General features: G+C 68.7%; 25 protein-coding genes and 1 tRNA gene. 13 read left to right on the top strand and 13 right to left on the bottom strand.

Annotated elements, in window-relative coordinates; all coding sequences use genetic code 11:
* Positions 1–21 precede the first annotated feature (21 nt).
* The 3 genes from secF to ABJD39_RS09185 all read left to right on the top strand — a co-directional run bounded on the left by secF (position 22) and on the right by ABJD39_RS09185 (position 2917).
* Positions 22–918 carry a protein translocase subunit SecF gene (gene secF / locus ABJD39_RS09175; RefSeq protein WP_348607438.1) on the top strand — a complete coding sequence of 299 codons (897 nt, stop codon included), beginning with the start codon at positions 22–24 and terminating at the stop codon, positions 916–918.
* Complete coding sequence (locus ABJD39_RS09180) at positions 915–2486, top strand: preprotein translocase subunit SecD (RefSeq protein ID WP_348607441.1); 1572 nt, start codon at positions 915–917, stop codon at positions 2484–2486. Before secF ends, ABJD39_RS09180 begins: the two co-directional genes overlap by 4 nt.
* A 71-nt stretch (positions 2487–2557) precedes the next feature.
* A complete protein-coding gene (locus tag ABJD39_RS09185) occupies positions 2558–2917 on the top strand; it encodes a hypothetical protein (protein WP_348607444.1) in 360 nt (119 codons plus the stop codon).
* Positions 2918–2998: 81 nt separating this feature from the next.
* Here the strand turns inward: ABJD39_RS09185 and rnhB are convergent, their stop codons facing one another.
* The 4 genes from rnhB to ABJD39_RS09205 form a co-directional block, all read right to left on the bottom strand.
* Entirely contained in the window at positions 2999–3697 is a 699-nt protein-coding gene (gene rnhB / locus ABJD39_RS09190) for a ribonuclease HII (protein ID WP_348607447.1), read from the bottom strand.
* A 93-nt stretch (positions 3698–3790) separates the two neighbouring features.
* Positions 3791–5176: a tRNA pseudouridine(54/55) synthase Pus10 gene (locus tag ABJD39_RS09195; protein ID WP_348607450.1), complete on the bottom strand. Its 1386-nt coding sequence runs from the start codon at positions 5174–5176 to the stop codon at positions 3791–3793.
* A gap of 139 nt (positions 5177–5315) precedes the next feature.
* Positions 5316–5675, bottom strand: coding sequence for a hypothetical protein (locus tag ABJD39_RS09200; RefSeq protein ID WP_348607453.1), 360 nt, complete (start codon positions 5673–5675; stop codon positions 5316–5318).
* A 192-nt stretch (positions 5676–5867) separates the two neighbouring features.
* A complete protein-coding gene (locus ABJD39_RS09205; RefSeq protein WP_348607456.1) occupies positions 5868–6062 on the bottom strand; it encodes a hypothetical protein in 195 nt (64 codons plus the stop codon).
* 214 nt (positions 6063–6276) lie between these two features.
* On the opposite strand from ABJD39_RS09205, the gene ABJD39_RS09210 reads away from it, so the two are divergent.
* From ABJD39_RS09210 to ABJD39_RS09220, 3 genes are all read left to right on the top strand, one after another.
* Positions 6277–7488 (top strand): amidohydrolase family protein, encoded by a 1212-nt coding sequence (locus ABJD39_RS09210; protein ID WP_348607458.1) that lies wholly within the window; start codon positions 6277–6279, stop codon positions 7486–7488.
* A gap of 315 nt (positions 7489–7803) precedes the next feature.
* On the top strand, positions 7804–9024 hold the full coding sequence (locus ABJD39_RS09215) for an MFS transporter (RefSeq protein WP_348613626.1): 1221 nt from the start codon (positions 7804–7806) through the stop codon (positions 9022–9024).
* A gap of 230 nt (positions 9025–9254) precedes the next feature.
* Positions 9255–9914: a peptidase gene (locus ABJD39_RS09220; protein WP_348607461.1), complete on the top strand. Its 660-nt coding sequence runs from the start codon at positions 9255–9257 to the stop codon at positions 9912–9914.
* A gap of 68 nt (positions 9915–9982) precedes the next feature.
* Here the strand turns inward: ABJD39_RS09220 and ABJD39_RS09225 are convergent, their stop codons facing one another.
* On the bottom strand, positions 9983–10315 hold the full coding sequence (locus tag ABJD39_RS09225) for a hypothetical protein (RefSeq protein ID WP_348607463.1): 333 nt from the start codon (positions 10313–10315) through the stop codon (positions 9983–9985).
* Between the two features lie 144 nt (positions 10316–10459).
* Here ABJD39_RS09225 and ABJD39_RS09230 point away from each other — a divergent pair, with 144 nt between their 5' ends.
* On the top strand, positions 10460–11809 hold the full coding sequence (locus ABJD39_RS09230; protein ID WP_348607466.1) for a M28 family metallopeptidase: 1350 nt from the start codon (positions 10460–10462) through the stop codon (positions 11807–11809).
* A gap of 48 nt (positions 11810–11857) precedes the next feature.
* On the opposite strand, the gene ABJD39_RS09235 is transcribed toward ABJD39_RS09230, so the two are convergent.
* On the bottom strand, positions 11858–12589 hold the full coding sequence (locus ABJD39_RS09235) for a helix-turn-helix domain-containing protein (RefSeq protein WP_348607469.1): 732 nt from the start codon (positions 12587–12589) through the stop codon (positions 11858–11860).
* Between the two features lie 244 nt (positions 12590–12833).
* Between ABJD39_RS09235 and ABJD39_RS09240 the strand changes: the two genes are divergently transcribed.
* Positions 12834–14471, top strand: a complete 1638-nt coding sequence (locus ABJD39_RS09240; RefSeq protein WP_348607472.1) for a gamma-glutamyltransferase family protein — start codon at positions 12834–12836, stop codon at positions 14469–14471.
* Between the two features lie 117 nt (positions 14472–14588).
* Positions 14589–15080, top strand: coding sequence for a hypothetical protein (locus ABJD39_RS09245; protein WP_348607474.1), 492 nt, complete (start codon positions 14589–14591; stop codon positions 15078–15080).
* Positions 15081–15139: 59 nt separating this feature from the next.
* Here the strand turns inward: ABJD39_RS09245 and ABJD39_RS09250 are convergent, their stop codons facing one another.
* The 5 genes from ABJD39_RS09250 to ABJD39_RS09270 form a co-directional block, all read right to left on the bottom strand.
* On the bottom strand, positions 15140–16444 hold the full coding sequence (locus tag ABJD39_RS09250; protein ID WP_348607477.1) for an ABC transporter ATP-binding protein: 1305 nt from the start codon (positions 16442–16444) through the stop codon (positions 15140–15142).
* Positions 16437–17591, bottom strand: a complete 1155-nt coding sequence (locus tag ABJD39_RS09255; protein WP_348607479.1) for an ABC transporter ATP-binding protein — start codon at positions 17589–17591, stop codon at positions 16437–16439. The genes ABJD39_RS09250 and ABJD39_RS09255 overlap by 8 nt, the downstream gene beginning before the upstream one ends.
* Entirely contained in the window at positions 17591–18595 is a 1005-nt protein-coding gene (locus ABJD39_RS09260) for an ABC transporter permease (protein WP_348607481.1), read from the bottom strand. Before ABJD39_RS09260 ends, ABJD39_RS09255 begins: the two co-directional genes overlap by 1 nt.
* Complete coding sequence (locus tag ABJD39_RS09265) at positions 18595–19590, bottom strand: ABC transporter permease (RefSeq protein WP_348607484.1); 996 nt, start codon at positions 19588–19590, stop codon at positions 18595–18597. The genes ABJD39_RS09260 and ABJD39_RS09265 overlap by 1 nt, the downstream gene beginning before the upstream one ends.
* 105 nt (positions 19591–19695) lie before the next feature.
* Positions 19696–21399 carry an ABC transporter substrate-binding protein gene (locus ABJD39_RS09270; protein WP_348607486.1) on the bottom strand — a complete coding sequence of 568 codons (1704 nt, stop codon included), beginning with the start codon at positions 21397–21399 and terminating at the stop codon, positions 19696–19698.
* A gap of 141 nt (positions 21400–21540) precedes the next feature.
* On the opposite strand from ABJD39_RS09270, the gene trmY reads away from it, so the two are divergent.
* Both trmY and ABJD39_RS09280 read left to right on the top strand, forming a co-directional pair.
* Positions 21541–22131: a tRNA (pseudouridine(54)-N(1))-methyltransferase TrmY gene (gene trmY / locus ABJD39_RS09275; RefSeq protein WP_348607489.1), complete on the top strand. Its 591-nt coding sequence runs from the start codon at positions 21541–21543 to the stop codon at positions 22129–22131.
* Between the two features lie 95 nt (positions 22132–22226).
* A tRNA-Pro gene (locus tag ABJD39_RS09280) sits at positions 22227–22299 on the top strand.
* A gap of 81 nt (positions 22300–22380) precedes the next feature.
* Here the strand turns inward: ABJD39_RS09280 and ABJD39_RS09285 are convergent.
* Both ABJD39_RS09285 and ABJD39_RS09290 read right to left on the bottom strand, forming a co-directional pair.
* Positions 22381–23409: a collagen-like triple helix repeat-containing protein gene (locus tag ABJD39_RS09285; protein WP_348607492.1), complete on the bottom strand. Its 1029-nt coding sequence runs from the start codon at positions 23407–23409 to the stop codon at positions 22381–22383.
* A 386-nt stretch (positions 23410–23795) separates the two neighbouring features.
* The gene (locus tag ABJD39_RS09290; protein WP_348607494.1) at positions 23796–24398 is read right to left on the bottom strand and encodes an archaellin/type IV pilin N-terminal domain-containing protein; all 603 of its coding nucleotides are present in this window, start codon (positions 24396–24398) and stop codon (positions 23796–23798) included.
* Positions 24399–24491: 93 nt separating this feature from the next.
* On the opposite strand from ABJD39_RS09290, the gene ABJD39_RS09295 reads away from it, so the two are divergent.
* A complete protein-coding gene (locus ABJD39_RS09295) occupies positions 24492–25046 on the top strand; it encodes an AAA family ATPase (protein ID WP_348607497.1) in 555 nt (184 codons plus the stop codon).
* Between the two features lie 60 nt (positions 25047–25106).
* Positions 25107–26447, top strand: a complete 1341-nt coding sequence (locus ABJD39_RS09300; protein WP_348607499.1) for a hypothetical protein — start codon at positions 25107–25109, stop codon at positions 26445–26447.
* The last annotated feature ends 81 nt before the right edge of the window (positions 26448–26528 follow it).

The raw sequence follows: 26528 nt of genomic DNA on the forward strand, positions 1-26528 counted from the left end.
TGCGCGGGGGGACCGGAACGCATGGCTCGATTCGAGGTACCGCAAGTCGATTACACCCGGTACACGAACCGGCAACTCGTCGCGATACCGCTCGCGGTGTTGGCCGTCGCGCTCCTCGTCATCGGCGGGGCGTACGCGACGACCGGGGCGCCGGTCGATCCGGGGCTCGATTTCACCGGCGGCACGGAACTCCGCGTCGCCGTCGACGCCCCGAGCGACGCACAGGCACGCGAAGACATCCGCGGGGCGTTCACCGCGACGCCCGACAGCATCCAGCGGGTCGGGGGAAGCGACGTGTACATCGTCACCTTCCAGACGGAGGGATCCGAGACCGAACAGAGCGAGTTCACCCAGCAACTCGAGTCGGAGGCAGGTGAAGCCGGATTCGACATCCGATCGATCGAAGGTGTCGGGGCGGCCTTCGGGTCTGAGACCCAGCAGCGCGCGTTGATCGGCGTCGTCGCCGCCTTCGCCGGGATGGCCGCGCTCGTGTTCGCGCTGTTCCGGACGTTCGTCCCGAGCATCGCCGTGGTCGTCTCGGCGTTCTCGGACATCGTCATCCCGGTCGCGCTGATGAACCTCCTGGGCATCGAACTCACGCTCGGGACGGTCGCGGCGCTGTTGATGCTCATCGGCTACTCCGTCGACTCCGACATCCTCCTCAACAACAGCGTGCTCCGGCGCTCGGGCGACTTCTACGAGTCGACATACCGCGCGATGCGCACCGGCGTCACGATGACGCTCACCTCCATCGCGGCGATGGCCGTGATGGCGATCGCCGCGTCGTTCTTCGGCATCGGGCTGCTCGCGAGCATCGGGACCATCCTCGTGTTCGGCCTCGCCGCCGACCTGATGAACACGTACCTGCTGAACGTGTCGCTGCTTCGATGGTACAAGTTCGAGGGGGTGGCACGATGAGCGCCTGGGAGACGATCAAGGACAACTGGCGGGTCGTCATGCTCGTGTTCATGCTCGTCCTCTCGTCGCTGTTCCTGTTCGCGCCGGCGTTCGAGCCGTCCGGGAACCAGGGGCCGGCCGCCCAGGAGAGCGCGACGAACCTCCAGTACGGGCTGGAACTGTCGGGCGGGTCGCGGATCCGCGCGCCCCTCGTCGGCGTCACCGCCGATGAGGTCCAGTTCGATGGACGCAGCACGGCGGAAGTCGAACGCGATGTCGCCGCGGAGCTGGAAACCGGCGACAGCTCCGACGTGATCGCGCGGTTCTCGACGAACACCAGCGGTACGGTCGAGCTCGTCACCGAGAACGCCACGCAGGCGGACCTCCGGAACGCCCTCGACGCCGCCGGCTTCGAGTACGACACCGTCCGCGACGGCGTCACTGACGAGACCCGCGAGCAGACGATCGAGGTCCTCGAATCGAAGATCAACGCCGCGGGCCTCTCCGGCGGGACGGTCCGCACGATCGGCAACGGCGACTTCGTGCTCATCGAGGTCCCCAACGACGACCTCAGCGAAGTGCGCGACTTAGTGAACTCCCGCGGGACCGTGCAGATCGCGGCGTATCATCAGGTCCAGCGAAACAACACGACCGAGTACGTGAACACGACCGTCATCCGGCAGGAGGACTTCCAGACGGTCGGCACCGCCCAGCAGGGCGAGCAGGGTCCCGGGCCGCACGTCCCGGTGTCGGTTCAGCAAACCGAGGCCGAGCGTGTCCAGCGCCTGTTCGTCGAGACGGGCGTCGCCGGACAGGGCGGCTCGGAGTGCACCTACAGCCAGGAGAACGGACCGAACACGACCGACCCCTGCATCCTGATCATCCGCGACGGGAGCGTCGTCTCCTCGTTCGGGATGAACCCCTCGCTCGCGCAGTCGATGCGCAACGGCGAGTGGGCACAGGACCCGCAGTTCATCCTCGTCACCGGCTCGTTCGAGCGCGCGCAGGACGTCTCGGTCGACCTCCGCGCCGGCGCGCTCCCGGCCGGGCTGGCGCTCGATGAGGGGACCGCGACCTCCATCAGCGCCGCACAGGGTGACGACTTCAAGCGCGACTCGCTCGTTATCGGCCTGCTCGCGGTGCTCACGGTTGCGGGCGTCGTGTTCTTCCGCTACGGTGACCCGAAGGTCGCCGCGCCGATGGTCGTCACCGCGTTCTCCGAGGTACTGATCCTCCTCGGGTTCGCGGCGTTCATCCAGTACCCGCTGGACCTGTCGGTCATCGCCGGGTTCATCGCCGTCATCGGGACAGGCGTGGACGACCTCGTGATCATCGCCGACGAGGTGATGGCCGAGGGCGACGTGAACTCCCGGCGCGTCTTCGAGTCGCGCTTCCGGAAGGCGTTCTGGGTGGTCGGCGCCGCGGCCGCGACGACGATCGTCGCGATGGCTCCGCTGGCCTCGCCGTGGCTCTCGCTGGGCGACCTCCAGGGCTTCGCCATCTTCACGATCCTCGGCGTGCTCGTCGGCGTGCTCATCACGCGGCCCGCGTACGGTGACATCCTCCGTGCGCTGCTGACCGACCGCTGAGCCCGACGCGGCGACCCCGGCTCCTCCGTCGCGCCGAACCGCTTTTGATTCCGTCACGCGAGTCGACGACTGTGCCCTCCCAGCCCTCCAGTTCGAGCAGCGACGATCCGGGCGCTCGTGACTCGACCGACGATCAACTGAGCGACGACCACCGCTCCGACCGCGGCGACCGACTGACCGACGCGGATATCGAGCGGGTCACCCGCCGTGTCGTCCGCGAGGAACTGGCCGCACGCGACGACCGCTCCGGCTCCGTCTGGACCGTCCTCGTCGGTGCCGCAGTCGGCCTCCTCGTACTGCTTCCGCTCGCGGGGATCGTCCTCTCGACGCTGGCCGATGCGGGCGTTCCGATCCCGCTGCTCGCGGTCGCGGCGCTGCTCGCCGCCGGCGTGCTCGTCGCCTACGGCTGGAAACTGCCGCCGTTCCGGTGAGCCACCGGCTTCGAGTACAGTTTCAGAGACGGTGCTCTCCGTCGTCGGCGACGCAACCGCCGTTGCGGGCTGTGCTTCGCTCTAGAACTCCTCCAGCGCCGACTGCTCGCTCGCCGCCAGCACGTCGTCGCAGGTGCTCCACGAGGTGCGGGCGCACTCGGGTAGGTCGCCCTCGCGGCTCACGTACTCCCGGAGGAACTCGCGGGTGATCGGATCCGAGGGGTAGCCGCTGCCGATCCCGTCGTAGCCGCGCTCGCGATAGGCGGCGTCCAACTCGGCGACGATCCGGTCGCGTTTCACCTTCGCGATCACGCTCGCGGCGGCGACAACGGGGTACGACTCGTCGGCGCCGTGCTCGGCCGTCACGTCGACGCTCTGGCCGTCACCATCGGTGCTATCGCCGCCGTCGTCGACGCCATTCCCGGCAGCGACCGCGTCGCCGACACGGTTGGCGAACCGGGACTCGCTCACGTCGCCGGCGTCGACGACCGCGCGGTCGCCGTCGCGGGCAACCCCGGCGAGCGCCTCGGCCTGTCCCGCGACCGTGAGGGAGTTCATGTCCGTGGCGGGGTCGTCGATGCGGTCGACCGAGACGACGGCGACCGCGACGGCGACGCGCTCGTCGTCGCGGAGGACGGCGTCGAGTTCCTCGCGTCTCGCGGGCGAGAGGCGCTTGGAATCGTCCACGTCCTCGGGGATCGCGGCGGGGTCGGCGCGGACCGCACCGGCGACCATCGGCCCCAGCACCGGTCCCTTTCCGGCCTCGTCTGCGCCGAGCATGACTCAGGGTCCGCGAGCGGCGGCAAAAGCGTGCGGTTCGGCGCCGGCGGACTCGGTGACGGCGGACTCGCCGGTCGCTCGGCCCGCGGTCGCCTACTCCTCGTCGGCGTCGGAATCGCCGTCCGCATCGCTCTCCAAGAAGAACCCGGAGTGCTCGAACGCCTCGTCGCGCCCCTCGACGGCGAGCACGTCCAGCGCCGTCACCGCGGCGTCGACGCCGAGGATCCCCGCGAGGCTCGGTTCCGTCCGGCCCTCGTCGCCGGAGATCAGCTCCTTGATGTAGAGGCCGCCGGCGCCGTGGACCTCGACGGTGGCGTGGCGGGCGTCCTCGCGGTCGGCCGTGACCTCGTGGGCGACGCGGGTCCGCGTCTTCGCGGCGCGGCGGTGGTCGACGCGGTTCGGGGTGTACTGCTCGATGGTCGCCCCGTCGAGTTCGTCGACGGCGTCGGCCAGTTCGTCGGCGCTCACGTCCCCGCCGAACTCGACGGCCGCGCGGTAGCGCTTGGTCGCGTCGAGCTCCTTCACGCGCTCGACCATGTCGTGGGTGCACAGCCGGAGTCCCTCGACCTCCACCTTCCCGTCCGCGAAGGCGTTGATGTCGGCCTCCAGTCGATCCGCGTCGACCTCGCGGCGCCGCGGCTCGTCGACTTCGATCACGAACGGACGGCCGGTGCCGAGCATCAGCGCGTCCACGTCCTCGCGGCCGGCGCCGTGGAAGGTGGAGTCGACGCCCTCCATCACGTCCTCGACGACGGGCGCGGTGAGCTGTTCGACGCTCTCGGGATACAGGTAGCCCGAGCCGCCGCAGGTGTCACACGGCTCGCGTCCCTGGCGACCGGAGCCGCGGCAGTCCGAGCAGGGCCACTCCGTCTGGGGGATATCGCGCTCCAGCTTCCGGTAGCGGCCGTACACGTGCGCGGAGTTGACCGTCGCCTCGACGCGGTCGGCGTCGATATCGAGAAGGAACTGGACGTGCGGGCGCTCGAAGTCGACCTCGGTGCCGGTGACTTGGCCGACGCGCTTGCCCACTTCCCTGTTGAGTTCCTTGCGCAGCGGCTCGCCTATCTCCGGATCCATGCCGGCGTCCTCCCGGAGCAGTCGGTCGTTCTCCTCCGCGAGCGGTGGGACACGCGTCCCGACCTGATAGGTGGCGTACTCGTAGTCCGCGACCGCGTCGGCGGCGCGCTCGGCGAACTGGTCGACGCGCTCGAACACGCCCTCACACACCCAGCAGTCGCCGGCGGCACCGCTCTCGTAGTCGGAGTCGTCGTCGAGCGCGACGGCGACGCGGAGTCCCCGACCGCGCTCGTGGTTGCCGAGGCCGAACGAGCGCTCGGCGAACGGGCGACCGAGGCAGTGGTCACACAGCGGCCCCGTCGCGAGGAGCGCTCGGGCGGTGGCGAGAACGTCGGGGACGGCACTCTCCCCGGTGGAGTCGGCGTCGCCGCCGGCGTCCGCGGGAGCGTCGGAGTCGGTCATACCCGGAATCGTCGCGGCGGGCGGTAGGCACTTTCGGTCCCGCGGCCGCTCGCTGTGCTCGGGAGCGGCCGCGGAGCGAACGGATCGCCGTCGTCGGCGACGATGACGCCGCTGCTACTCCCCGGCGACGATGTCGCCGTTACTCGCCGGCGACGGCGGCGCCGTCGGCGCCGTTGCCGGAACGCTTCGCGTTCCGGCCCGCGCGAGAATCGCCACGCGATTCTCGAACATCGGGCGGGACCGAGCGGACGGCCGTCACCGCCACGTCGGTCACGCCGAACGTCTCGGCGAGCGCGTCGGCGACGGCCTCGCTGTCCTCGCTCGCGTCGCTCGCGAGCGCGACGGTGGCGTCGGCCTCGACCGCGAGATCGTTGAGGCCGGGCTGGAGGCCGCGGATGTCGAGCGACTCGACGGCGCCGACCGCGTCGGCGCGGCGGAGCTTCGACTCGGCGCCCTCGGCGAGGTCGCCGGGCGCGGATCTGGACACTGCGATGGTCATGCTGGCGTCGGCCAGTTGATGTCGGTGAACCGACATAGGCTCCCTGCGCGGCTCGAACGCGCTGCGGCTGCGGGCCTTCCCGGGGGAGCGGGTCGGCCGCGCGAGCCGGCTGACGGAGTCACGGGGACCTGAACGGGAGGTGGAAAACGGCGTCCGCCTCCGCTCGGGTCGAACCCGAGACACGTCGCCGGATCACGCGGCGATGGAGACGGACGGTCCGTACACGGAGGCTGCATTCCCCGCACCCACGCCCGCGCCGGTCCCGGTCGCGTTCGCCTTCGGTGCGGCGAACGCGACACGGACGGCGGCGGGGGCGCCGGCGACCGACCACCCATCCCCGCCGCTGCCGAGCGGCGAGCGGGGTGTGAGGGTGGTGTGGTCGGTCATTGGGGGCCTCCGTAGTTCGTCGTATCTTCGCCGATGAGGGCGGAATTCTTAATACTTTCTCCGCAGTGACAGGAGTTGGCAAGGGGGGGCGTCAGCGCCCGCCGAGGATCGACGCTCGATGATCCCCCTAGTTGACCGTTCACCGCAGAGGAGACACCGTGCCCGCCCGTTTCGAACCGAAACACTTTCCGAGCGGTTCGCCAACCGCGAGCCAATGAGCGACGCAGACGCGGACGCGCTCGTCGTCCGAGGCGGGACGGTGCACACACAGACCGAGCGAGGAACGATCGAGGGAGACGTCCTCGTCGTCGACGGCGAGATCGCGGCCGTCGGCGAGGTCGACGCCCCGGCGGACGCGACCGAGATCGACGCCACGAGGATGGAGGTCACTCCGGGACTGATCGACGCCCACAGCCACGCCGGGATGGCCGAGTGGGGCGAACCCGAGGACGGCGACGTCAACGAGGGAACGAGCGCGACGACGCCGCACGTCAACGCCCTCGACGGCTTCCACCCGCGCGACGAGGAACTGAAGGGGGCGTTCCAGAACGGCGTCACCACCGTCTCCGCGCGGATGGGCTCGGGCAACGTGATCGGCGGGATCATCTGCTCGATGAAGACGTACGGCAACGTGGCCGACCGGATGCTGATCGCCGAGGACGGCATGAAGGCCGCGATGGGCGAGAACCCCAAGCGCTTCCACGGCGAGCGGGAGGGGCGCCAGCCCTCCACGCGGCCGGGCGTCGCCGCCACCCTCCGCGAGGAACTCATGGCGACGGAGGACTACGTTGAGGCGCGCGAGCACGCCGCTCAGAACGGCGAGCCGTTCGAGCGCGACCTGGGACGGGAGAACCTCGCACGCGTCCTCGAGGAGGATCTGCCGCTGCGGGTGCACGCGCACCGCTCGGACGACATCATGACCGTGTTCCGGATCGCCGAGGAGTTCGACATCGACGCGCTCTCGATCGAACACGCCACCGAGGGCCACGTCGTCGCCGAGGAGTTCGCCGAGCGCGACGTGCCCGCGATCGTCGGGCCGTCGCTGTACTCGGGCGCAAAGTACGAACTGCGCAACATCACCTTCGAGACGCCGGGCATCCTCCACGAGGCGGGCGTCACCGTCGCCATCCAGACCGACGCGCCGGTGCTCCCCCAGCAACACCTCGACGTGTGCGTCGGCCTCGCGGTCCGCGAGGGCTTCCCCGAGGAGGCGGCGCTGGACGCCGTGACGACGAACCCCGCCGGCATCCTCGGGATCGGCGACCGCGTCGGCGACCTCGCCGAGGGGACCGACGCCGACCTCGTCGTGTGGGACGGTCCGTTCCACGAGATGAACACCCGCAGCCGGCACGTCGTCGTCGACGGCGAGGTCGTGTTCGACCGCGAGCGCGACGACGTGGACCCGCGCGAGGAGTACGCGTGGTGATCGGGGGACGCCCGGCGCTCGGCTCGTCCGATACCTCGGTGTCGTCCGGTACGCCGGCGCGATCGGGCGCCTCCGCTCACTGATCGGATCGCTCCCGCGTATCGATCGCTCGGGTACCGGTTCGCCCTCCGCTTCGACTCGAACTCGCCCCCGCGCGACGCCGGCGACCGTGCCGCCGGCGACCGCGACGCTGACGACCGCGCCGACGACCGCCCCGACATCCGAGACACGAGGACCGACGTGACCGACACGACAGATCCGGCCGACGCTCCGGCTGACACCCCGGATGACGCGCCCGTCTACTCCGAGCAGCAGGTGCGGACCGTCGTCCTCAGCCTCGTCGCCGGCGTGTTCTTCGGCGGGGTGGGCGGCGGCGTCGCGTTTCCGACCATCCCGGCGCTGGGGTCGGTGCTCGGCATCGCGCCGGTTCTCGTCGGACTGATCCTCTCGATCAACCGCTTCACGCGGCTGGTGATGTCGACGCCCGCGGGGAGCATCCTCGACCGTATGGGGACGCGCCGGCCGATGATCGCGGGGTTTGTCGTGCAGGGGCTCGTCCCCTTCGGCTATCTCGTCGGACTGAACCCGCCGTTCGGGATGCCGTCGTCGGTCGTCTTCCTCGCGTCGCGGGCGGCGTGGGGGATCGGCTCGGCGTTCGTGTTCGTCGGCGCGTTCTCCACGGTGACGCACGTGACCACGTCGGCGAATCGCGGACGCTGGGTGGGCTACATGCGCGGCGGGCAGAGTCTCGGGTTTCCGACGGGGCTGATCCTCGGCGGCGTCGTCACGGAGCTGTACGGCTACGCCGAGGCGTTCGCCGTCGCGGGCGCCGCGGGGCTGTTCGCCGCGGCCGTGGCCTACCGCGTGCTTCCGAACGTCTCCCCCGAGGTCGGGGAGAAGAGCCGCCTGCGCGACGTGCCGGCGCTCGTGCGGGCGGACACCCGGATCGGCGCCGTCGGCGCGGTCAACTTCACGATCCGGTTCCTGTACGCGGGCGTCCTGCTGTCGACGGTCGTGTTGTACACCGAGGCCAACGACATCTCGCTGGGCGGGTTCGCCGGCGCCGGCACCAGCGGCCTCGTGATGGCGGTTTCCGTCGTCGCGTTGGCGGTGTCGAACCTCGCGGTCGGTCGCTTCTCCGACAGCATGGGCCGGCTCACGACCGTCGTCCCCGGCCTCGCCGTGTTCGGCTCGGGGTTCGCGCTCACGGCGCTGGTGCCGACTGCGCCGGGCGTGCTGGCGGGGGTGGGCCTCGTCGGCGCGGGCGCCGGGCTGACCGGCCCGCCGCTGTTAGCGTATCTCGGCGATATCGCGCCCGGCGGAGACGTGGGCAAGCTCGGCGGCGTCTACAACGTCTTCGGGGATCTGGGCTCGACGCTCGGCCCGCTGGTCGCGCTGCCGCTGGCCGCGGAGATCGGTCTGTCGGCCGAGTACCTCGCCTGTGTCGGGCTCGTCGTCGTCGCCGGTGTCATTGCCGCCACGACGCTGCGGGACGATTCGGCGGCCGACGCGGCGGCCGTCGCCGGCGACGACTGAGGCGAGACGTGAACCGAGCGGAGCGAGGTGAGCGTCTCGGAGGACCGGCGGAGCGGTCCTCGTGCCGCTCCGCCCACGAACGAGCCGCACCGCTCCGCCCACGAACGAGCCGCACCGCTCCGCCCACGAACGAGCCGCACCGCCGGCGTCAAATGGCCCCGTCCGGAGCCGTACCGGCGACCCACACCGACGACACGAACGCTTAGGAGTCGCCGGCGGCGATGGCGGACATGACCGTACTCTGCACCGGCTACGAGCCGTTCGGCGACCACGACGTGAACCCCTCGGGCGAGGTCGCCGAGGCGCTCGACGGCCGGACCGTCGCGGGCCACGAGGGCGTCGGCCGAGTGCTCCACGTCGCGTTCGGCGCCGCCGAAGACCGGATGGCCGACCTGATCGACGAGCACGACCCGGCGGCTGTCGTCGCCACCGGACTCGCGGCGGGACGATCGGCCGTCTGCGTCGAGCGCGTCGCCATCAACGTGGCTGACACCGTCGGCGTCCCCGATAACGACGGCAACGACCCGGTCGACGAGCGGCTCGACCCGACGGGACCGGACGCGCGGCGCTCGACGCTCCCGGTGCGCGAGACGGTCGAAGCCTGTCTGGCGGCGGGCGTCCCCGCTCGCGTGTCAAACTCCGCGGGAACGCACCTCTGTAACGGCATCCTCTATCGAACGCTCGCGCTGCTGGAGGGGACGGACACGCCCGCCGGCTTCCTCCATCTCCCCGCGACGCCCGAACAGGCCGCGACGGCGGCGAGCGAGGGCGAGGCGACCCGCGGCGGGAGCGTGCAGCCGAGCCTCCCGCGGACGCTGGACGAGCGGGCGGTCGAACTCGCGTTCGAGACGGCGCTCGGGTCTGATGGCGGGCGGTCGCCGCCCTCGTAACCACCGGCGGCGGTCGCTCTCCGATCGTGGCATGTCGCAGAATCAGTGTGTGCCCGGCTACTCGGAGTTCACTCGGGGTTCACCGGCGAGCCGCCGTCGGCGACGGTGCCCCCGACGGCGCGCCCGCCACCCGCGGCTCCGTCGGCTTCGACTTCGTCGGACGCCGTCGCGCCACTCTCTCCAGTCAGGGCTCGGCGGCCGCGTTCGGTGATCCGGAAGACCTGCTCGTCGGTCACCGCCTCAACGAACCCACGCTCCGCGAGCGTCGCCATCCGGCGCTCCACGAGCGGGATGTGGAGCCCGGTGTTGGCGGCGACGAGCGCCGGGTAGTCCACGCTCGTGTCGGCCAAGTGGCGCAGCACCCGTTCGTCCGCGTCGGAGAGGTTCGTGGGCTCGGGCATCTTTTGTGGTATTTGGTACCATGACACATGAATCTGTCGCCGACGCCGAGCCGTCCGCGGATCCGGTTCGGCGGCTGACCGGGATCCGGCTCGGCGGATAGCCGGGATCCGGGAACTCAAGGCGGTCGCGTCGAATCCGGGGTCATGCGACTACCGAACGCGGCCGTGGGCGACGCACAGACGAGCGGCTTCGGCTGGGACGTGCTGACCGACCTGGTCGACGTGGGGAGCCGGATGGCCGGCCAGACGGGCGAGCGTCGCGGCGCCGAGGTCGTCCGCGACGCCTTCGAGCGCGCCGGCGCACGGGACGCCCGGATCGAGGAGTTCGAGCTCCCCGGCTGGTGGCGCGGCGAGTCCTCGCTGTCGATCCACGAACCCCACGAGCGCGTTCACGACGGCCAACAGGACGTACTCGCGCTCCCCGGCTGTCCCGCGGGGGAGGCGACCGGGCGCGTCGTCGACGTGGGCGACGGCACCTACGAGGAGTTCGAGGAGAAGGCGGACGAACTGGAGGGGGCCATCGCGATGGCGTCGTCGGCGACGCCGGAGTCGGTCGACCGCTGGATCCACCGGATGGAGAAGTACGTCAACGCCGCCGACCACGGCGCCGTCGCGTTCGTCTTCCGCAACCACCTCGACGGGTCGCTGCCGCCGACCGGCGAGGTCGGCTACCACGAGCGCCCCGGGCCGATCCCCGCAGTCGGCATCTCCTGCGAGGTCGGGAAGCGCCTCGCCCGGTACGCCGAGGAGGGCTGTGAGGCGACCGTCTCGGTCGACTGCCGCAACGAGCAGACGACCTCGGTGAACGTCGAAGCCGAGGTCGGTCCCGACACCGACGAGCACGTCCTCCTCACCGCGCACGTCGACGCCCACGACATCGCCGACGGCGCCAACGACAACGGCGCCGGCTCCGCGCTCGTCGCCGAGGTCGGGCGGATCCTCGCCCGCGACGACGTGGAACTGGACACGCGCGTCCGCCTCGTCACCTTCGGCTCCGAGGAGATCGGCCTGTGGGGGGCGTACCACTGCGCGGAGACGACCGACCTCGACGACACGAAGTGCGTCGTCAACCTCGACGGCGCCTGCTCCTCGCGGAACCTCCGCGTGGGGACGAACGAGTTCGAGGGGATGGGGGCGGTGTTCGAGGCGGTGACCGACGACCTGGACGCGACGCTCTCGACGGACGACACCATCTCCCCGCACGGCGACCAGTGGGCGTTCGTGCAGGAGGGCGTCCCGGCGGTGATGACCTCGACAACGTCCGACCAGTCCGGCCGCGGCTGGGGACACACCCACGCCGACACGCTCGACAAGCTCGACTCGCGGGACCTGCGCGACGTGGCCGTCCAGGTCGCCGAGGCGGTCACGCGCTTCGCCGCCGCGGACGTGGAGACGCCGGGCCGGACTCGCGCGGAGATGCGCGACGCCATCGACGAGGGGTACGAACAGGAGCTGCGGATGGGCGGGCGCTGGCCCTACGAGGATCTGGAGTAGGGGGAACCGAGGGCCCGCGTCACGCCGGTCCGCGACCCCACGCGGTACTCACTCCTCCCAGTCGTCGCGGCCGAGGAACTCGCCGAGGTCGTCCATCACCTTCCCCTCGGCGCGCGCGAGGTGCTCCCACGCCGTCGTCGTGCTGACGCCCAGCTCCGTGGCGACGTCCTCGACGCCGGCGTCCTTCTCGTGCCCGTAGTACCCGGCACGGATCGCCGCCGCGAGCGCCTCGCGTTGGCGCGGGGTCAGGTCGTGGAGGACGCCCGCCGTCTCGAAGCGCGGGGCCGCGTCGACCTCGTGCATTTCGAGCTGCCGGACGAGTTCGACCTCGTTGCCCCGGGCCTCGACCGCGTCGATGACCGTCGAGAGGTCGTCGGCGGCGTCCAGATACACCACCCATCGCTCGTAGCCGCCGGTGATCTCGGTCCCAGTCCGGTAGTGGAGCCCCAGCTCCGCGAACAGTTCGGTGATGCTGTCCCACCGGGGCACCTCGATCGCGAGCGCGACGAAGACGGTCGACTCGCCGAGGGGGGTGATCGGCTCGGCGGCGATCACGGGATCGCCGGCGGCGTACACGTCCATGAACCCGGCGATGTCGTCCGGGTCGCCGGTCAGCTCGACGATCCGTTTGCGCTCGTCCTCCCGCCCCGTCATCGACGACACCGACCGCATCGTCACGCCCGGATAGCGCTCGGACGCCGCCGTCTCCGGCTGTCCGACGTGTTTGATCTTGAGTGTCACCTCGCGCATCGAACGAACGTCGTCCCCGTCATCGCCCATACTATCCCTGATATATTTGGGTCTATATTGGATTTTCGCCCCGCCGCCAAATGCGGTATGTTAACAAGAGAGAACGCCGGCCGCGGACGAACCCGTCGCGACGACGATCCGAACGCCGGTCCCGCGTCTCCGTGCGAACGCACCACCGGGGGGTCACAACGTGCCGTTTCGACGATAAATAAAAACTCCGTCAGCCGGAAGTATTCGGGAGCAGGTTTTCACCGTCCCGGTGTTTTCCTGGGGTATGGACAACCCGGACATCGATCGGTTCGCGTCCCGCCGATCGACGGTATACGGTCAGCGCGGAGTCGTGGCCACCAGTCAGCCGCTCGCGTCGCAGGCGGGGATCTCCGTGCTGGAGGACGGCGGGAACGCCTTCGACGCGGCGGTCGCGACCGCCGCCGCGTTGAACGTCGTCGAACCGACCTCGACGGGGCTCGGCGGCGACGTGTTCGCGCTGTATCGCACCGCCGACGGCGAGGTGGGCGCGATGCGCTCGTGCGGCCCGGCGCCGGCCGAGGCGACGATCGAGACCGTGCGCGAGGCCGTCGCCGCCGAGGAGGGAGTCGACCCCGACGACGCCGAGATGCCCGACACCGGCGCCCACGCGGTGACGGTTCCGGGCACCGCCCGCGGGTGGGAGGCCACCGCCGAGCGGTTCGGCGAGAAGTCGTTGGCCGAACTGCTACGGCCGGCGATCCGCTATGCGATCGACGGGTACCCCGTCTCGGAAGTCGTCTCCGCACAGTGGCAGCACGGCGAGGAGCTGTTCGAGACCGACCACGCGCGGGAGGCGTACCTCTTCGACGGCGAGGCGCCCGACGTGGGCCAGCACGTGACGCTCCCGAAGCTGGGCGAGTCGATGCGGCGGATCGCCGAGAAGGGCGCCGACGTGGTGTACGAGGGCGAGATCGGCGAGCAGATCGCCGCCGAAGTACAAGCGCAGGGCGGCTTCCTCACGACCGACGACCTCGCCGACTTCGAGCCGGAGTTCCCCGACCCCGTCTCGACCACGTACAACGGGACGGAGGTGTACGAGCTCCCGCCGAACAACCAGGGGCTCATCGCGCTGGAGGCGCTGAACATCGCCGAGGAGCTCGGCGCCGGCGAGCACGATTACGACTCGCCCGAGCGCGTCCACTACTTCTCGGAGGCGCTGAAGCTCGCGTTCCACGACGGCCACCGGTACATCACCGACCCCGCGTTCGAGGAGCACCCGCCGCTCGCGAGCGAGGAGTGGGCCGCGACGCGCGCACAGGAGGTCGGCGAGGAGTGCAACGACGACGTGACCTTCGGCGTTCCCGGCGCCAACGCCGAGGACGCGGACACGGTGTTGCTGTGCGTCGCCGACGACGAGGGCAACGTCGTTTCCTTCATCAACTCCCGGTTCGCCGGCTTCGGTTCGGGTCTGGTCGCGGGCGACACCGGCATCGCGCTACAGAACCGCGGCTCGTCGTTCTCGCTGGACCCGGATCACCCTAACTCGCTGGCGCCGGGCAAGCGCCCGTTCCACACCCTGATCCCCGCGCTGGCGGACTTCGCCCCCGACGACGACGGAACCGACGACTGGGCGGCCTTCGGCGTGATGGGCGGATACATGCAGCCGCAGGGGCACGTACAGCTGATATCGAACATCGTCGACTACGACCAGCCGCTGCAGACGGCGCTCGACAGCGCCCGGTGGCGCTACCGAGAGGAGGGGAGTCTGGCCCTCGAGCCCCAGTTCGACGGCAGCATGGCCACGAAGCTGGTCCGGAAGGGCCACGACGTGAAGACGCTCCCGCCGGCGCTGTTCGGCGGCGCACAGATCGTCCGCAGCGCCGACGGCGTCCTCTCGGCCGCGACCGAGCCCCGAAAGGACGGCAACGCGCAGGGGTACTGACCGGTCGCCGAACGTTCATCGACCGAGTCCCGAACGCTCGCTGACCGCTGACCGGCGGCAGCCGTCCGGTCGTGCGGAACCGACACGCTCATTCGCCGCTCGCCCCTTCCGACGCCCGTGCCACAGTCCCCGCGAAGTCGCGAGGATCGCGACCGCCTCGGCTTCGACGAGACACGCGATTACCTCGGGGCGGCCGTCGCCGCCCTCCTCCCGGCGTCGCTGGTCGCTCGAGGGCTCTCGATCGCCGTCGACACCGACCGCGAGGTGTACGCGCCGGGCGATCCCGTGTCGGTGCGCGTCGTCCTTCGCAACCGCCTCCCCGTGCCGATCGCGGTGACGACCCCGTCGCGCCGGCTGTGGGGGTGGGAGGTCGACGGCGCGCTGGAGGCCACCGAAGAGCCCCGGCGCGATCCCGGCGGCTCGGGGACGCTCTCGTTTCGCGCCCGCGAGCGCAAGACCCACGAGTGGACGTGGGACGGCCGGGTGACCCGGCGCGACGACCGCGGCGTTCGCTCGTCGCCGCTCGACCGCGGCGAGCACGAGATCCGTGCGTTCGTCGCGACCGGGCGCGAGCGACCCGAGGGCCGGACGACGTTCCGTATCGAGTGACGGCGCCGTCGCTGTCGAACTCGTCGGCAGATCGAGAAGTCGACTGATGGCCGGTCGCCTCAGTCGTCGGCCGGAACGGGCTCCTCCACGTCCTCGCGGTGGAGGTGACAGGCGGCGAAGTGCTCGCCGTCACCGATCGTCGGCTCGACGGAGTACGACGGCTCCTCGGTCGCACAGATACTTGCGTCGGCGAACGTGGAGATGAGCTGCTCGGTCGCGTCCTCCCACTCATCGTCGGCGACCTGATCGAGCGCATCGTCGACGACGCCCCCCGCGCGTCCCGACGGTGTGCCGTCGGGGAAGAACTTCGTACGGACGGCGCCGCGGTCGTCGGCCTCGAAGGTGCGCCGGTCCACCGCACGGGTGAACGTGCGAACGGCCCTCCACGTGTCGGCGTCCATCGAATACTCGTCGGGTTGGATGAGCTTCGGACACCGGGTCCGGAACCGACAGCCCGACGGCGGCTCGATCGGCGAGGGAACGTCGCCCTCGAGCACGCTCCGGGCACCCGTCGCGCGCGGATCCGGAACCGGGATGGACTCGAGCAGCGCCTCCGTGTACGGGTGTTTGGGATGCTCGAACAGTTCCTCGGTCTCGGCGAGTTCGACCAGTTGGCCGAGATACATCACGGCGACGCGGTCGGAGATATGCCGGATGACGCTGAGGTCGTGTGCGATGAACAGGTAGGTGAGGCCGAACTCGTCTTGCAACTCCTGCATCGTGTTGAGCACCTGCGCCTGGATCGACACGTCGAGCGCCGACACCGGCTCGTCGCAGACGATGAAGTCGGGGTTGACCGAGAGCGCCCGCGCGAGGTTGATCCGCTGGCGTTGTCCACCGGAGAACTGGTGCGGATACCGGTTGTAGTGGTGTGGATCGAGCCCGACCTTCTCCAGCAGCTCGCGGGCGCGTTCCTCTCGCTCGCCCTTGTAGAGGCCGTGGGCCTTCATCGGCTCCTCGACGATGGGGCCGACCTTCATCCGCGGGTCCAGGCTCGATTGGGGGTCCTGGAAGATCATCTGCAGGTCACGCCGACGCTCGCGGAGGTCCGATCCCGACAGCTCCGCGAGGTTGTCGCCCTCGAAGTACACCGCGCCGTCCGTGGGATCGACGAGTCGGAGGATGGTGCGCGCGAGCGTCGACTTCCCGCAGCCGGACTCGCCGACCAGCCCGAGCGTCTCCCCGCGCTTCACGTCGAAGCTCACGTCCTCGACGGCACGCACGGGCGGCTTGTCGAACAGCGCCGACAACATCCCGTCGGACTGGCTGAAGTGCTTCGTCAGGCCCTGCACGCTGAGGATGGTGTCGTCGTCGGTCTCGCCGGCACCGGTGCCGAGCGGCCCCGTCCCGCTGGCTTCACTCATCGACCTCACCTCCGGAAACACCGGCGGTCTCCTGGCTGTCGTCGCCGCGCATATCGGCGAGTCCGCCCGCGAAGGCGCCGGTCGCCTCCGTCTCCAGCGGCTCGCTGTGCTCGTAGCCGACGCTCTCGTACTTGATGCATGCCACCGAATGCGGCGCCTCGTTGGCGTCGCTCACGTCCTGGTACTCCGGGTGGAACTCCTTGCACGCCTCCCGGGCCTCCGGACAGCGCGTGTGGAACCGGCAGCCGGAGGGCGGGTTGATCGCCTCCGGCATCACCCCCTTGATCGGGTCGAGAGACCCGACGGACCGGTCGGGCCGGGGCATCGACCGCAGCAGTGCCTCTGTGTAGGGGTGTTTCGTGTCATGAAACAGGTCGTCCACCTCGGCCTCCTCGATGACCTCGCCGAGGTACATGACGTTCACACGGTCACAGATCTCCGCGACGACGCCCATGTCGTGGGTGACCCACAGGAACGCGGTGTCGTACCGGTCCTGGAGGTCGCTGACCAGATCGAGGATCTGTCCCTCGACGGTCACGTCGAGCGCGGTCGTCGGTTCGTCGGCGATGATGAGCCGCGGCTCACACGCCAGCGCCATCGCGATCAGCACGCGCTGACGCATCCCGCCGGAGAACTCGTGCGGGTAGTCGGCGTATCGTGCCTCGGGCTCGGGAATGCCGACCTCCCGGAGCATGTCGACGGCGATCGTCTTCGCCTCCGACTCGCCCACGCCCCGGTTCAACTCGATGAACTCCCGGAGCTGGGCTCCCACCTTGAACACCGGATTGAGCGACTCCATGGGGTCCTGAAAGACGATCGCGATCTCGCGGCCGCGGATCTGCTCGCGCATCTCCCGGTTCGAGAGCATCTCGTCTGACTCCTCCATCCGGCCGTCGGGGGTCTCCACGATGTCGACCAGCTTCTTCCCGTCGAACGTGACGGTGCCGTCGACGATCCGCCCCGGTTCCTCGACGAGCCGCATGATCGACTGGGCGGCGACCGACTTGCCGGCGCCGGACTCGCCGACGAGGCCGACGAGTTCGCTCTCGTTGACCTCGAAGTTCACGCCGTCGACCGCGCGGACGGTACCTTCCTCGGTGAAGAACTGGGTCTTCAGGTTCTCGACTTTGAGTAGTGGTTCGGACATCAGTTGTTGATACGGGGGTCGAGCGCGTCGCGGAGCCCGTCGCCGAGCAGGTTGAAGCCGACCACGGTGATGAGGATCGCCAGCCCGGGCCAGATACTGAACCACGGGTCGGGCAGCATGTAGTCGCGCGACTGCGAGAGCATCTGTCCCCACGACGGCGTGGGGGGCTGTGCGCCGAAGCCGAGGAACGACAGCCCGGCGACGATGAGGATCGCCACGCCGATCTGCAGGGTCGCCTGCACCAGGACGGGCGCGAAGCTGTTCGGAATGACGTGTCTGAAGATAATATTGCGATCGCGTACGCCGGCCGCACGTGCGGCCTCGATGTAGTCCTCCTCGCGTACCGACAACACCCGCGAGCGGATGAGCCGGGCGAACGTCGGGATATTGGCGATCCCGACGCCGATCATCGCGAACGTGAGGTTGCGACCGAACGCGACCATGAACACGATGACGAGCACGAGAAACGGGATGGCGTACAGCGTCTCGGCGGCACGCATCAGCACGTCGTCGATGCGACCGCCGTAGTAGCCGGCGACCGACCCGACGAGCATCCCGACCACCAGCGCGATGGTCGTCGCGATGACGCCGACGGAGATGGCGATGCGCGTGCCGTAGAACACCCGCGAGAGGATGTCGCGCCCGCGGTCGTCGGTGCCCAGCGGGTGGGCCCACGTCCCCTCGCCGAAGACGTTGGTCGTCCACGCCGGCGGCAGCAGTTGCGGGGCGACCTCGGCGTTGGGACTCATCCAGACCGCCTGCGCGATGGCGTACTGTTCGATCCCGAACAGCGGGAGGACGGACTGATCGAGGAACGCGATGACCGCAACGAGCGTCGCGATCCCGATGATCCCCAGCCCCGCAAGCGCCGTCGGGTCGCGACGGACCTGCGAGACGGTGTAGCGCCACCCGACGTTCGCGGCGGGCTGGTCGGGGTCGGACTCGACGGGCTGTGCTTCGTTTTCGGTTCGCGAGTCGGCGTCTGATCCGGTTGTCGTCGCCATCAGTCTGCGTCCTCGAAGGTGACGCGCGGGTCGATGTACGCGTACGAGAGGTCGGTGATGATGACCCCGACGACGAACACTAAGCCGAGCACGAGCGTCGTGCCGACGACCAGCGCGAAGTCCTGGTTGTTGATCGCGGTGATGATGAGCGTCCCCATCCCGTTGATGGAGAAGACGGTCTCGGTCAACACCGCCCCGCCGATCGCGCTGGTGAGCTGGAGCCCCAACAGCGTGATCAGCGGGAGCTGTGCGTTACGGAAGGCGTGCTTGCGGAGGATCGTCGTCTCCTTGACGCCGTAGGCGCGCGCGAGCTTGACGTACTCCTCGCCGAGCACCTCCAGCATCGACGACCGCTCGATCCGGGTGAGCGCCGCCATCTGGAGCGTGCCGAGCGATATCGTCGGCAACACCAGGTGGTGCAGCGACGTGACGAGCACGTCGAACTGGCTGTCGACGCCCACCTCCGCGGGCGACGCCCACGGAAGCACGAGGCTGGTCGCGGGGAACCAACTGACCTGGTAGGCGAACAGGATGATGAGGACCAGGCCGATCCAGAAGGAGGGCGTCGAGACGCCCAGCAGCGCCACGACCCGGGCGACGTGGTCCGTGGGCTTGTTGCGTCGCTGGGCCGAGATGATCCCGAGCGGGATCGACGTGACGATCGCGAACGTGAAGCTCGACACGAGCAACAGGATCGTCACCGGCATCCGTTCGAGGATCTTCTGGGTGACTGGAACCTCGTAGTACAGGCTCGTTCCCAGATCGAGCTGTACCACGTCCCAGAGGTAGTTCAGGTAGCGGAGCCACACCGGCTGGTCGAGTCCGTACTTCGCTCGGATGGCGGCGGCCTGTTGGGCGCTGGGCGACGGCCCGAGCATGATGCTCACGGGGTCGCCCGGCATCGCCTCCATCAGGAAGTACGTGATCGTGACGACTCCGAGCAGGACCGGAATCGCCTGGAGGATCCGTCGGATCGTGTACTGTGCGCGTCCCATATCTCTCTAGTATCGTGTGGCTTCGTTTCGCACGGGGGTATATAAATTCGCGGAAGCGGTTTTCGAGGCCGCTCCTGTCAGTTAACGCCCGATTCGCGGTTCGATCTACTTGTCGATCGAGACGTTGTTGTTGTCGGTCACCAGGTGGAACGAGTCCACCGGGTGCGACGTGAAGTCGTTGACGTAGTCCTTCACGCCGAAGCTGTTCTTGAGGTTGTACGCGGGCAGGTGCGCACGGTCCTCGAGGATCGTGGTGATGGCCTCGGTGTACAGCTGCTTGCGCTCGTCGCGGTCGGCCGACTGCCGCGCGTCGACGATCTTCTGAGTCGCCTCGGCGCCGCTGCCCTCCTCGCCGTAGTACGTCCCGTTGGTGACGCCGAGCGTGTCGTCGGTGCGGCCGAACATGTAGTAGGTGAACGCGTCGGGGTCGGGGGTGCCGGACCAGCCGAGCGTGTACATGTTGTAGTCGTCCTCGTTGCCGGTGACGTAGGCGTCGAGGAACGCGCCCCAGTCGAGTCGCTGGACCGAGACGTTGTTGAAGCCGGCCTCCTTGAGGCCGTTCGACACCGAGATGCCGATCTGTTCGCGCTTGTCGTCCGGCGGGACGATGATCTTCCAGTTGTAGTCCATCGAGACGCCGGCCTCCTCGAAGAGGGCGGTCGCCTCGTCGATGTTCTTGTCGTGGGGGATCTGCTCCCACTCGTCGATCGGGAAGCCCCACTCCTCGGTGATCGAGGCGGGTGTGGGAGCGTACTGACGCACGCCCGTCGGCTCGACGTACTGCTCGACGGCGGTGTCCATCGAGAAGCTGTAGTCGATCGCCTCGCGGACGCGCGGGTCCGCCGTCGGGCCCTCGTTACAGTTGAACGCGAGGTAGAAGTAGCCGATACCGGGCACCTCGTCGATGCTCGCGTCGTCGATGTCGCGAACGGTCGAGTACAGCTTCGGCGGGATCTCCTCGACTATGTCGTTCTCGCCGTTGCGGAGCGTGGTGACGCGGGTCGTCGCCTCCGTGATCGGCGTGAAGTGGATCTTCTCGAGGTTCGCCATCGGCTCGCCCCAGTAGTCCTCGTTGCGCACGAGGTCGACGTAGTCGCCCTCCTGCCAGCCGTCGAAGACGAACGGACCCGAGCCCATGGGGCTCTGGGTGTTGAACCCCTCCTTGTCGTCCTCGCGGACGGACATCGGAACGATACGGCCGGCGGCGAGCGTGTTCATGAACGGCCCGTACGGGTACTTCAGGCTGAACACGATCGTGTCGTCGCCCTCCGTCTCGATCGAGTCGATCATGTTGAACTCCGAGGCGTTCTCGGTCTCCTCGTCGACCGGGGCCTCGAAGCTGTACTTCACGTCCTCGGGGGTGACGGGGTCGCCGTTCGAGAACGTCGCCTCCGTCGTCATCGTCACCGTGTACACGGTGCCGTCGTCGTTGACCTCGGGCTCGCCCGTCGCGAGCTCGGGGACCACGCCGGTCCCCTCGTCGTACGTGTACAGCCCCTCGAAGATCTGGCTGGCCACCTGGTCGGACGGGACGTCGTTGAGCACGATCGGGTCGAACTCCAGCGGACTCTTGACGAGCGCGAAGTTGAGCGTACCGCCGCTCATGCTGCCCGAGTCGTCGCCCGAGTCGGTATCGGAATCGGTGTCCGAGCCGCTGTCGTCGCCCGAGTCGGTGGTTTCGCCGTCGCTCTGGCCCCCGTCGCCGCCGAGGCAGCCGGAGACGGCCGCGACGCCGGCCGCGCCGGTCCCGGTCAGGAACGTGCGCCGGTTCATCCGGTCGAATACGCGAGTGATGTCGTCTTGTGTCATGGTTGTGCTACCCAATGTGGGATATGAAACCTTGGTTTGTGACGATATTTATACTTATTGCTGTTGGTGTCGGTAATCTCTGTATATAGACTCGCGCGCAACGATCGGAACGCCGATTGTCCCCGCGGACCGATGCCGTGCATGCGCCAGTTCGTCGTCTGCGGTCACGACGCGCCCACGACTCCTGACTTTAGTCTCGACGACCTCGCCGGCGGGGCGGGGCGGCTGGATCTGCTGTGTCGGTGTGTGAACGCCGGACTGTTCCTTTCACACGGGATCCGGGAGGACAGCCGCGTCCATCTCGTGCTCGGCGACGAGTACACCGTCCGGTTCTCGGGCGCAACGGCCCGGGGACTCCACCCCGACGAGCGCACGACCGCAGCGCGCGTTCGCGACGCGCTCGATGCGCGTGATGAGGCGATCGGTCACATGCCCGCGGAGGTGTCGCCCGGGGTCGAACTGTACCGCATGGGCGTCGAGACGACGCTCGACGTGATCGACGGCACCGTCGTCAACCTGCACGAGGACGGCGATCCGATCGCCGAGACCGAACCGCCCGAGGGCCCGGTGTTCGTCCTCTCGGATCATTCGGACTTCACCGACGAGGAGACGGATCTCCTTGCCGACCGCGCCGACCGTCGGGTTCGCCTCGGTCCCGAGGCGATCCACGCGGATCACGCTATCGCGGTCGCCAACAACTACCTCGATACCGACGGCTACGAGCGGTACTGAGGAGTTCCGGGGAGGCTGTCCGGCGGGGGAAATCGCTCCGCCGACTGCCCTGTGTTCGGAAGCCTTAACAGAGCGCCCGGCGTTCCTCGGGATGCGGGCCGGTGGGGTAGCTTGGTATCCTTCGGCCTTCGGGTGGCCGTAACCGCGATTCAAATTCGCGCCGGCCCACTTCTCCCGCATACTCGTTCATCACCGCCTAGTGACCGCTGAACGGTGACGACAAGTCGGTGCGTTGGTTACTCGCGCGGTTCAGTCATCATCGTCGTCCTCGTCGTCATCATCGTCGTCCTCGTCGTCATCTTCTTCCTCCTCATCGTCGTCATCTTCTTCCTCCTCATCGTCGTCATCTTCTTCCTCACGTTCGCGGTCGTCGTCATCATCGTCATCATCGTCATCATCGTCATCATCGTCATCGTCGTTCTCGTCGTCTTCGGCGTCGCTACCGGGTGGTCCGGCATCCTCGGGCGGTCCGGCGTTGTCGGGTGCATTCGAATCCTCAGGTGGCCCCGCGTCGTCTGGCGGTCCTGCATCTTCAGGTGGCCCGGCGTCATCAGGCGGTCCTGCATCTTCAGGCGGCCCGGCCTCATCGGTGGGGTCCGACCCTTCGTTCGACGTCTCGTCGTCATCGTCCTCGCTGTCGTTCGTCGCGTCCGATTCGTTGCTGTCGTCGTCGCCGTCGTCGTCCCCGCCGTCGGTCGTTTCGGCGGAGCTGCACGATCCGGTTCTGATGCGGATCGGTTCATCGAGCGCGAGCGACACACGTTCGATGCCTCTCCCGGTCGCAGAGAGGAGTTCCCAGTTGGTCACGCTGCCCTCGTAGTAGATCCCGAACAGGTTGGCGGCCTCGTTGAACGCGGGATCGATCGTCACATCGGCCTCGGCGCCGAGGGGGCGAAAGACGCCCCCGTCCGTGCGGCCGGCCGCCCAGGTCCAGCTGATGCGCTGCGGTTCGCCCTCGAGTTCCCACTGGTCGTAGTTCGACGGACCGCTATACAGGTCGTCCTTAACGACCCACCCGCCATCGGCCGGGAGCCCGCTGATCGTGAACGTCGCCGAGCCGCCGTCGGAACTGCCCGGGCCGCCGTGGACGACGACCAGACTCACGCCGCCTGGGCCGTCGTACAAGAAGAGAATACTGGTGTCTGCGCGCTGGAGGTCGCGCGTTCCAGCCGAGTTGTACCGGTTGTTGTCGCCGACAACCGCACCGTTCTCCTCGGAAACGTACCGCGACGGCAGTTGGTACTCGTAGAACTGTTCGGCCGGGAGCGTTCCCTGCACTGGACGGACCGGAACGCACGTCGAGCCTTGCTCGACGACGTATGACGCCGCCGACTGCGCGGCCGCCGCCGGCCCTCCGAGTGCAGCCGCGCCGGCGAGTGCCCCTGTCGCTCTCAGGACGTCCCGTCTGTGCCACCTTCCCAACCCGCCGCCGTCGCCGTCGCCATTGTTGCCCATCTTCCCGTCTACGCACGGGGGTGCAGTACTTCGTTATCCGGTGCTTGCGAGGCTTCACGTTGGCTGCGGGGACGAAGCGCCGTTGCCCCGGGCGACCGACCGATCGAGCCGGCGAGTCGGTCGACCTGACCACAGTATGTGACAGGTACCGATCGATACTGGTTGCCACTACTTCCTGAAGTGAACCGAGAGAAGAGAGAGAAACCGGCTTACAGCTCGACGGCTTCCTTGTTTCCGAGCGATTCCGGGACGGAGAACCGGATCTCGGTGGTCGCACCGGCCATCGTGTTGATCTTGATCGTCACTTCCTCGCCCTCACCGAGTTCCCGGCCGTCGGTGAACTGGTCAACGTCGAAGATGTACTGGAGTCGGTCGTCGTTGTCGTTGAGGACCGGTGCACTGCTGTCGCCGTCCTTGACGACGTCGTAGGTGAACGTATCGCCGGTGGCTGCCGACGTGTTGTTGAACTTCTCGGCGGCGATCAGCTGGTACGTCCCGCTTGGACCGATCCAGGTCACCGTCGTGTTCTGCAGGTCGATCTCGCCGGCGCCGGCGCCCTGTGTCACGGTCACGTTGACGAAGTCGACCGCCTCGCCGCTCACGTTGCCGACGGTGGCGACTTCCTGCACGCGGTCGCTGACCTGCTTACTGCTCTGTTGTCCCGTTTCTTGCGATTTACTCTGGAGGAATCCCGCGGTGTTGATGAGGACGCCGGCGGCGATCGCCGCCACCAGCACCATCGCGATGAACACGATGAGCGTCCCGATACCGACCTGCCCGCGCGCTTCCTCGTCCGTGATGAACTCAAACATTGTATGGTCGTCCACTCCCGATCTTGGAGTACTCGCTCGTTCTGGAATCTCCGTATAATGGTTATCGCCGCAGCTATCAGCGTTGATTTCTCGGTGAGCGCGAACCGACGGATACTCGGCCCCGAGCGCAGACCCGACGAACGGATGCTGATGTCGGACACCACGCGCCTCGTCGTCGTCTGCGGGCTCCCGGGAGCCGGGAAATCGACAGTCGCGGCGGCGGTCGCCGACCGCCTCGACGCCGCGATCGTTCGTACCGACGTGGTTCGCAAGGAGCTGTTCCCCGACCCATCGTACACCGACGAGGAGTCGCGACGGACGTACGAGGCGGTGTTCGACCGCGCGGGCGACCGCCTCGAAGCCGGCGATCCGGTCGTCCTCGACGGAACGTTCCGACGGGCGGCCCGGCGACAGGAGGCGCGCGAGCTCGCCGAGCGCCGGGACGCCGCCCCCCAGTTGGTTCGGGTTAGCTGCGACGAACAGACCGCGAAGGCCCGTATCCGGTCGCGGGCGGACGACCCCTCGGACGCGGACGTCGACGTGTACGACCTGCTCCGCGAGGAGTTCGAGCCGGTCGAGGACCCGGTCGTCGTCGACAACTCGGGCGACCTCGACTCGACACTGGCGCGGGTGCGAACCTTGTTCTGACGGTCCGGGAGACTTCACAAGACCGAAGGCTTTTGCTCGGCGCATGGCTCGCGTTCACCGATGAGAACACGCGCGGTCGAGTTGGTCCTCGCGGGGGTCCTCCTGTTCGGATTGACCGTCGCCGGAAGCGCACTGGTCGCCCCGGACCGCTCGACGGCCGCCGTCGACGACGGCACCGAGCGCGCGACGCTCGTCGGATCGCAGGGCGGCGGACCCGGGTGGCACGAACACGGCAGCGCCTACCTGCTCAACGGCACCGATATCGAGTGGCGCGAGGGATCCGCGGACAGCTACTTCGACGTGCAGCGGCTCTCGGACGGCCGCGTGCTCGCGGGGTTCATGGACAGCGGCTACGAGGAGTGCGGTCCCTACGAGTCGCCCTGTGCCCACACGGGCATTCGACTGATCGACCCCGATGCTGACGGCGGGGCAGCGGTCGTCGAGGAGTACAGCTTCCCCGTGCGCTCGCAGTCGAACAGCGAGATCCACGACGCCGAGCCCCTCCCCGGCGGCGGGTTCGCCATGACCGACATGGACAACGAGCGGATCATGATCGTGGAGGACGGCGAGGTGACGTGGACGTGGAACGCCTCCACCATCTACGACGCCCCCGAGGATCCCACCCGGACCGACTGGCTCCACATCAACGATATCGACCGCATCGGCGAGGACCGCTTCCTGGTCTCCGTGCGTAACGCGAACCAGCTGGTGATCGTCGAGCGCACCGACGACGGCGGCAGCGAGGTCATCGAGATCATCAACGAGGACGTCGAGGGATCCTCGGACGACTCCTGTACCGGGAACGGGCAACTGCGCGACACCGACGGCGACGGCGACGTGCGCTGTGGCGACCCGTCGATCCTCGACCACCAGCACAACCCGCAGTGGCTCGGCGACGGCGCGGTCCTCGTGGCCGACTCCGACAACGACCGCGTCGTCGAACTGCACCGCACCGACGACGGCGACTGGGAGATCGCGTGGGTCGTCACGACCGTCGACGGCAGCTCGCTCCACTGGCCGCGCGACGCCGACCGCCTGGAGAACGGCCACACGCTGATCACGGACACGCTGAACAAGCGGGTCGTCGAGATCAACGAGAACGGGACCGCCGTCTGGACGTACCCGACCGAGCGCATCCCGTACGAGGCCGACCGCGTTCCGCGGGAGTTCCAGGGAACCGAGCGGGACCTTCCGCTGGCGACGAGCGACGGCGTGAACCTCGACAACGGGGCGAGCGAGTCCGGGGTCCCCGTCCTCTCGACGCTCGTCGTCGGCGTCCGCGCGGCCGCGCCGTGGGCGCCGGTGTGGTTCGGCGAGACGCAGGTCGGGCTCACCCTCGTGTCGCTGGCGCTCGTGCTCGCGGGCGGCGCCACCGCGGTGCGCACGCGACTCGGTCGCTGACGCGGGATTGAGTCGCTGACCGTGGGACTCGATCGTCTGCCCTCGACTCGACTTCTGTCACTCTTTTACCGACGCGTACGA

The sequence above is a fragment of the Halobaculum rarum genome (assembly GCF_040025155.1).
In the GTDB taxonomy this organism is placed as follows: domain Archaea; phylum Halobacteriota; class Halobacteria; order Halobacteriales; family Haloferacaceae; genus Halobaculum; species Halobaculum rarum.

Bases quoted from the DNA above. Each gene is read 5' to 3' on its own strand.
- ABJD39_RS09290 (WP_348607494.1), bottom strand. From the start codon at position 24,398: ATGTTTGAGTTCATCACGGACGAGGAAGCGCGCGGGCAGGTCGGTATC.
- ABJD39_RS09255 (WP_348607479.1), bottom strand. From the start codon at position 17,591: ATGTCCGAACCACTACTCAAAGTCGAGAACCTGAAGACCCAGTTCTTC.
- ABJD39_RS09220 (WP_348607461.1), top strand. From the start codon at position 9,255: ATGACCGTACTCTGCACCGGCTACGAGCCGTTCGGCGACCACGACGTG.
- ABJD39_RS09260 (WP_348607481.1), bottom strand. From the start codon at position 18,595: ATGGCGACGACAACCGGATCAGACGCCGACTCGCGAACCGAAAACGAA.
- ABJD39_RS09205 (WP_348607456.1), bottom strand. From the start codon at position 6,062: ATGACCGACCACACCACCCTCACACCCCGCTCGCCGCTCGGCAGCGGC.
- secF (WP_348607438.1), top strand. From the start codon at position 22: ATGGCTCGATTCGAGGTACCGCAAGTCGATTACACCCGGTACACGAAC.
- ABJD39_RS09230 (WP_348607466.1), top strand. From the start codon at position 10,460: ATGCGACTACCGAACGCGGCCGTGGGCGACGCACAGACGAGCGGCTTC.
- ABJD39_RS09235 (WP_348607469.1), bottom strand. From the start codon at position 12,589: ATGGGCGATGACGGGGACGACGTTCGTTCGATGCGCGAGGTGACACTC.
- ABJD39_RS09200 (WP_348607453.1), bottom strand. From the start codon at position 5,675: ATGACCATCGCAGTGTCCAGATCCGCGCCCGGCGACCTCGCCGAGGGC.
- ABJD39_RS09300 (WP_348607499.1), top strand. From the start codon at position 25,107: ATGAGAACACGCGCGGTCGAGTTGGTCCTCGCGGGGGTCCTCCTGTTC.
- ABJD39_RS09250 (WP_348607477.1), bottom strand. From the start codon at position 16,444: ATGAGTGAAGCCAGCGGGACGGGGCCGCTCGGCACCGGTGCCGGCGAG.
- ABJD39_RS09240 (WP_348607472.1), top strand. From the start codon at position 12,834: ATGGACAACCCGGACATCGATCGGTTCGCGTCCCGCCGATCGACGGTA.
- ABJD39_RS09225 (WP_348607463.1), bottom strand. From the start codon at position 10,315: ATGCCCGAGCCCACGAACCTCTCCGACGCGGACGAACGGGTGCTGCGC.
- ABJD39_RS09265 (WP_348607484.1), bottom strand. From the start codon at position 19,590: ATGGGACGCGCACAGTACACGATCCGACGGATCCTCCAGGCGATTCCG.
- rnhB (WP_348607447.1), bottom strand. From the start codon at position 3,697: ATGCTCGGCGCAGACGAGGCCGGAAAGGGACCGGTGCTGGGGCCGATG.
- ABJD39_RS09180 (WP_348607441.1), top strand. From the start codon at position 915: ATGAGCGCCTGGGAGACGATCAAGGACAACTGGCGGGTCGTCATGCTC.
- ABJD39_RS09195 (WP_348607450.1), bottom strand. From the start codon at position 5,176: ATGACCGACTCCGACGCTCCCGCGGACGCCGGCGGCGACGCCGACTCC.
- trmY (WP_348607489.1), top strand. From the start codon at position 21,541: ATGCGCCAGTTCGTCGTCTGCGGTCACGACGCGCCCACGACTCCTGAC.
- ABJD39_RS09270 (WP_348607486.1), bottom strand. From the start codon at position 21,399: ATGACACAAGACGACATCACTCGCGTATTCGACCGGATGAACCGGCGC.
- ABJD39_RS09210 (WP_348607458.1), top strand. From the start codon at position 6,277: ATGAGCGACGCAGACGCGGACGCGCTCGTCGTCCGAGGCGGGACGGTG.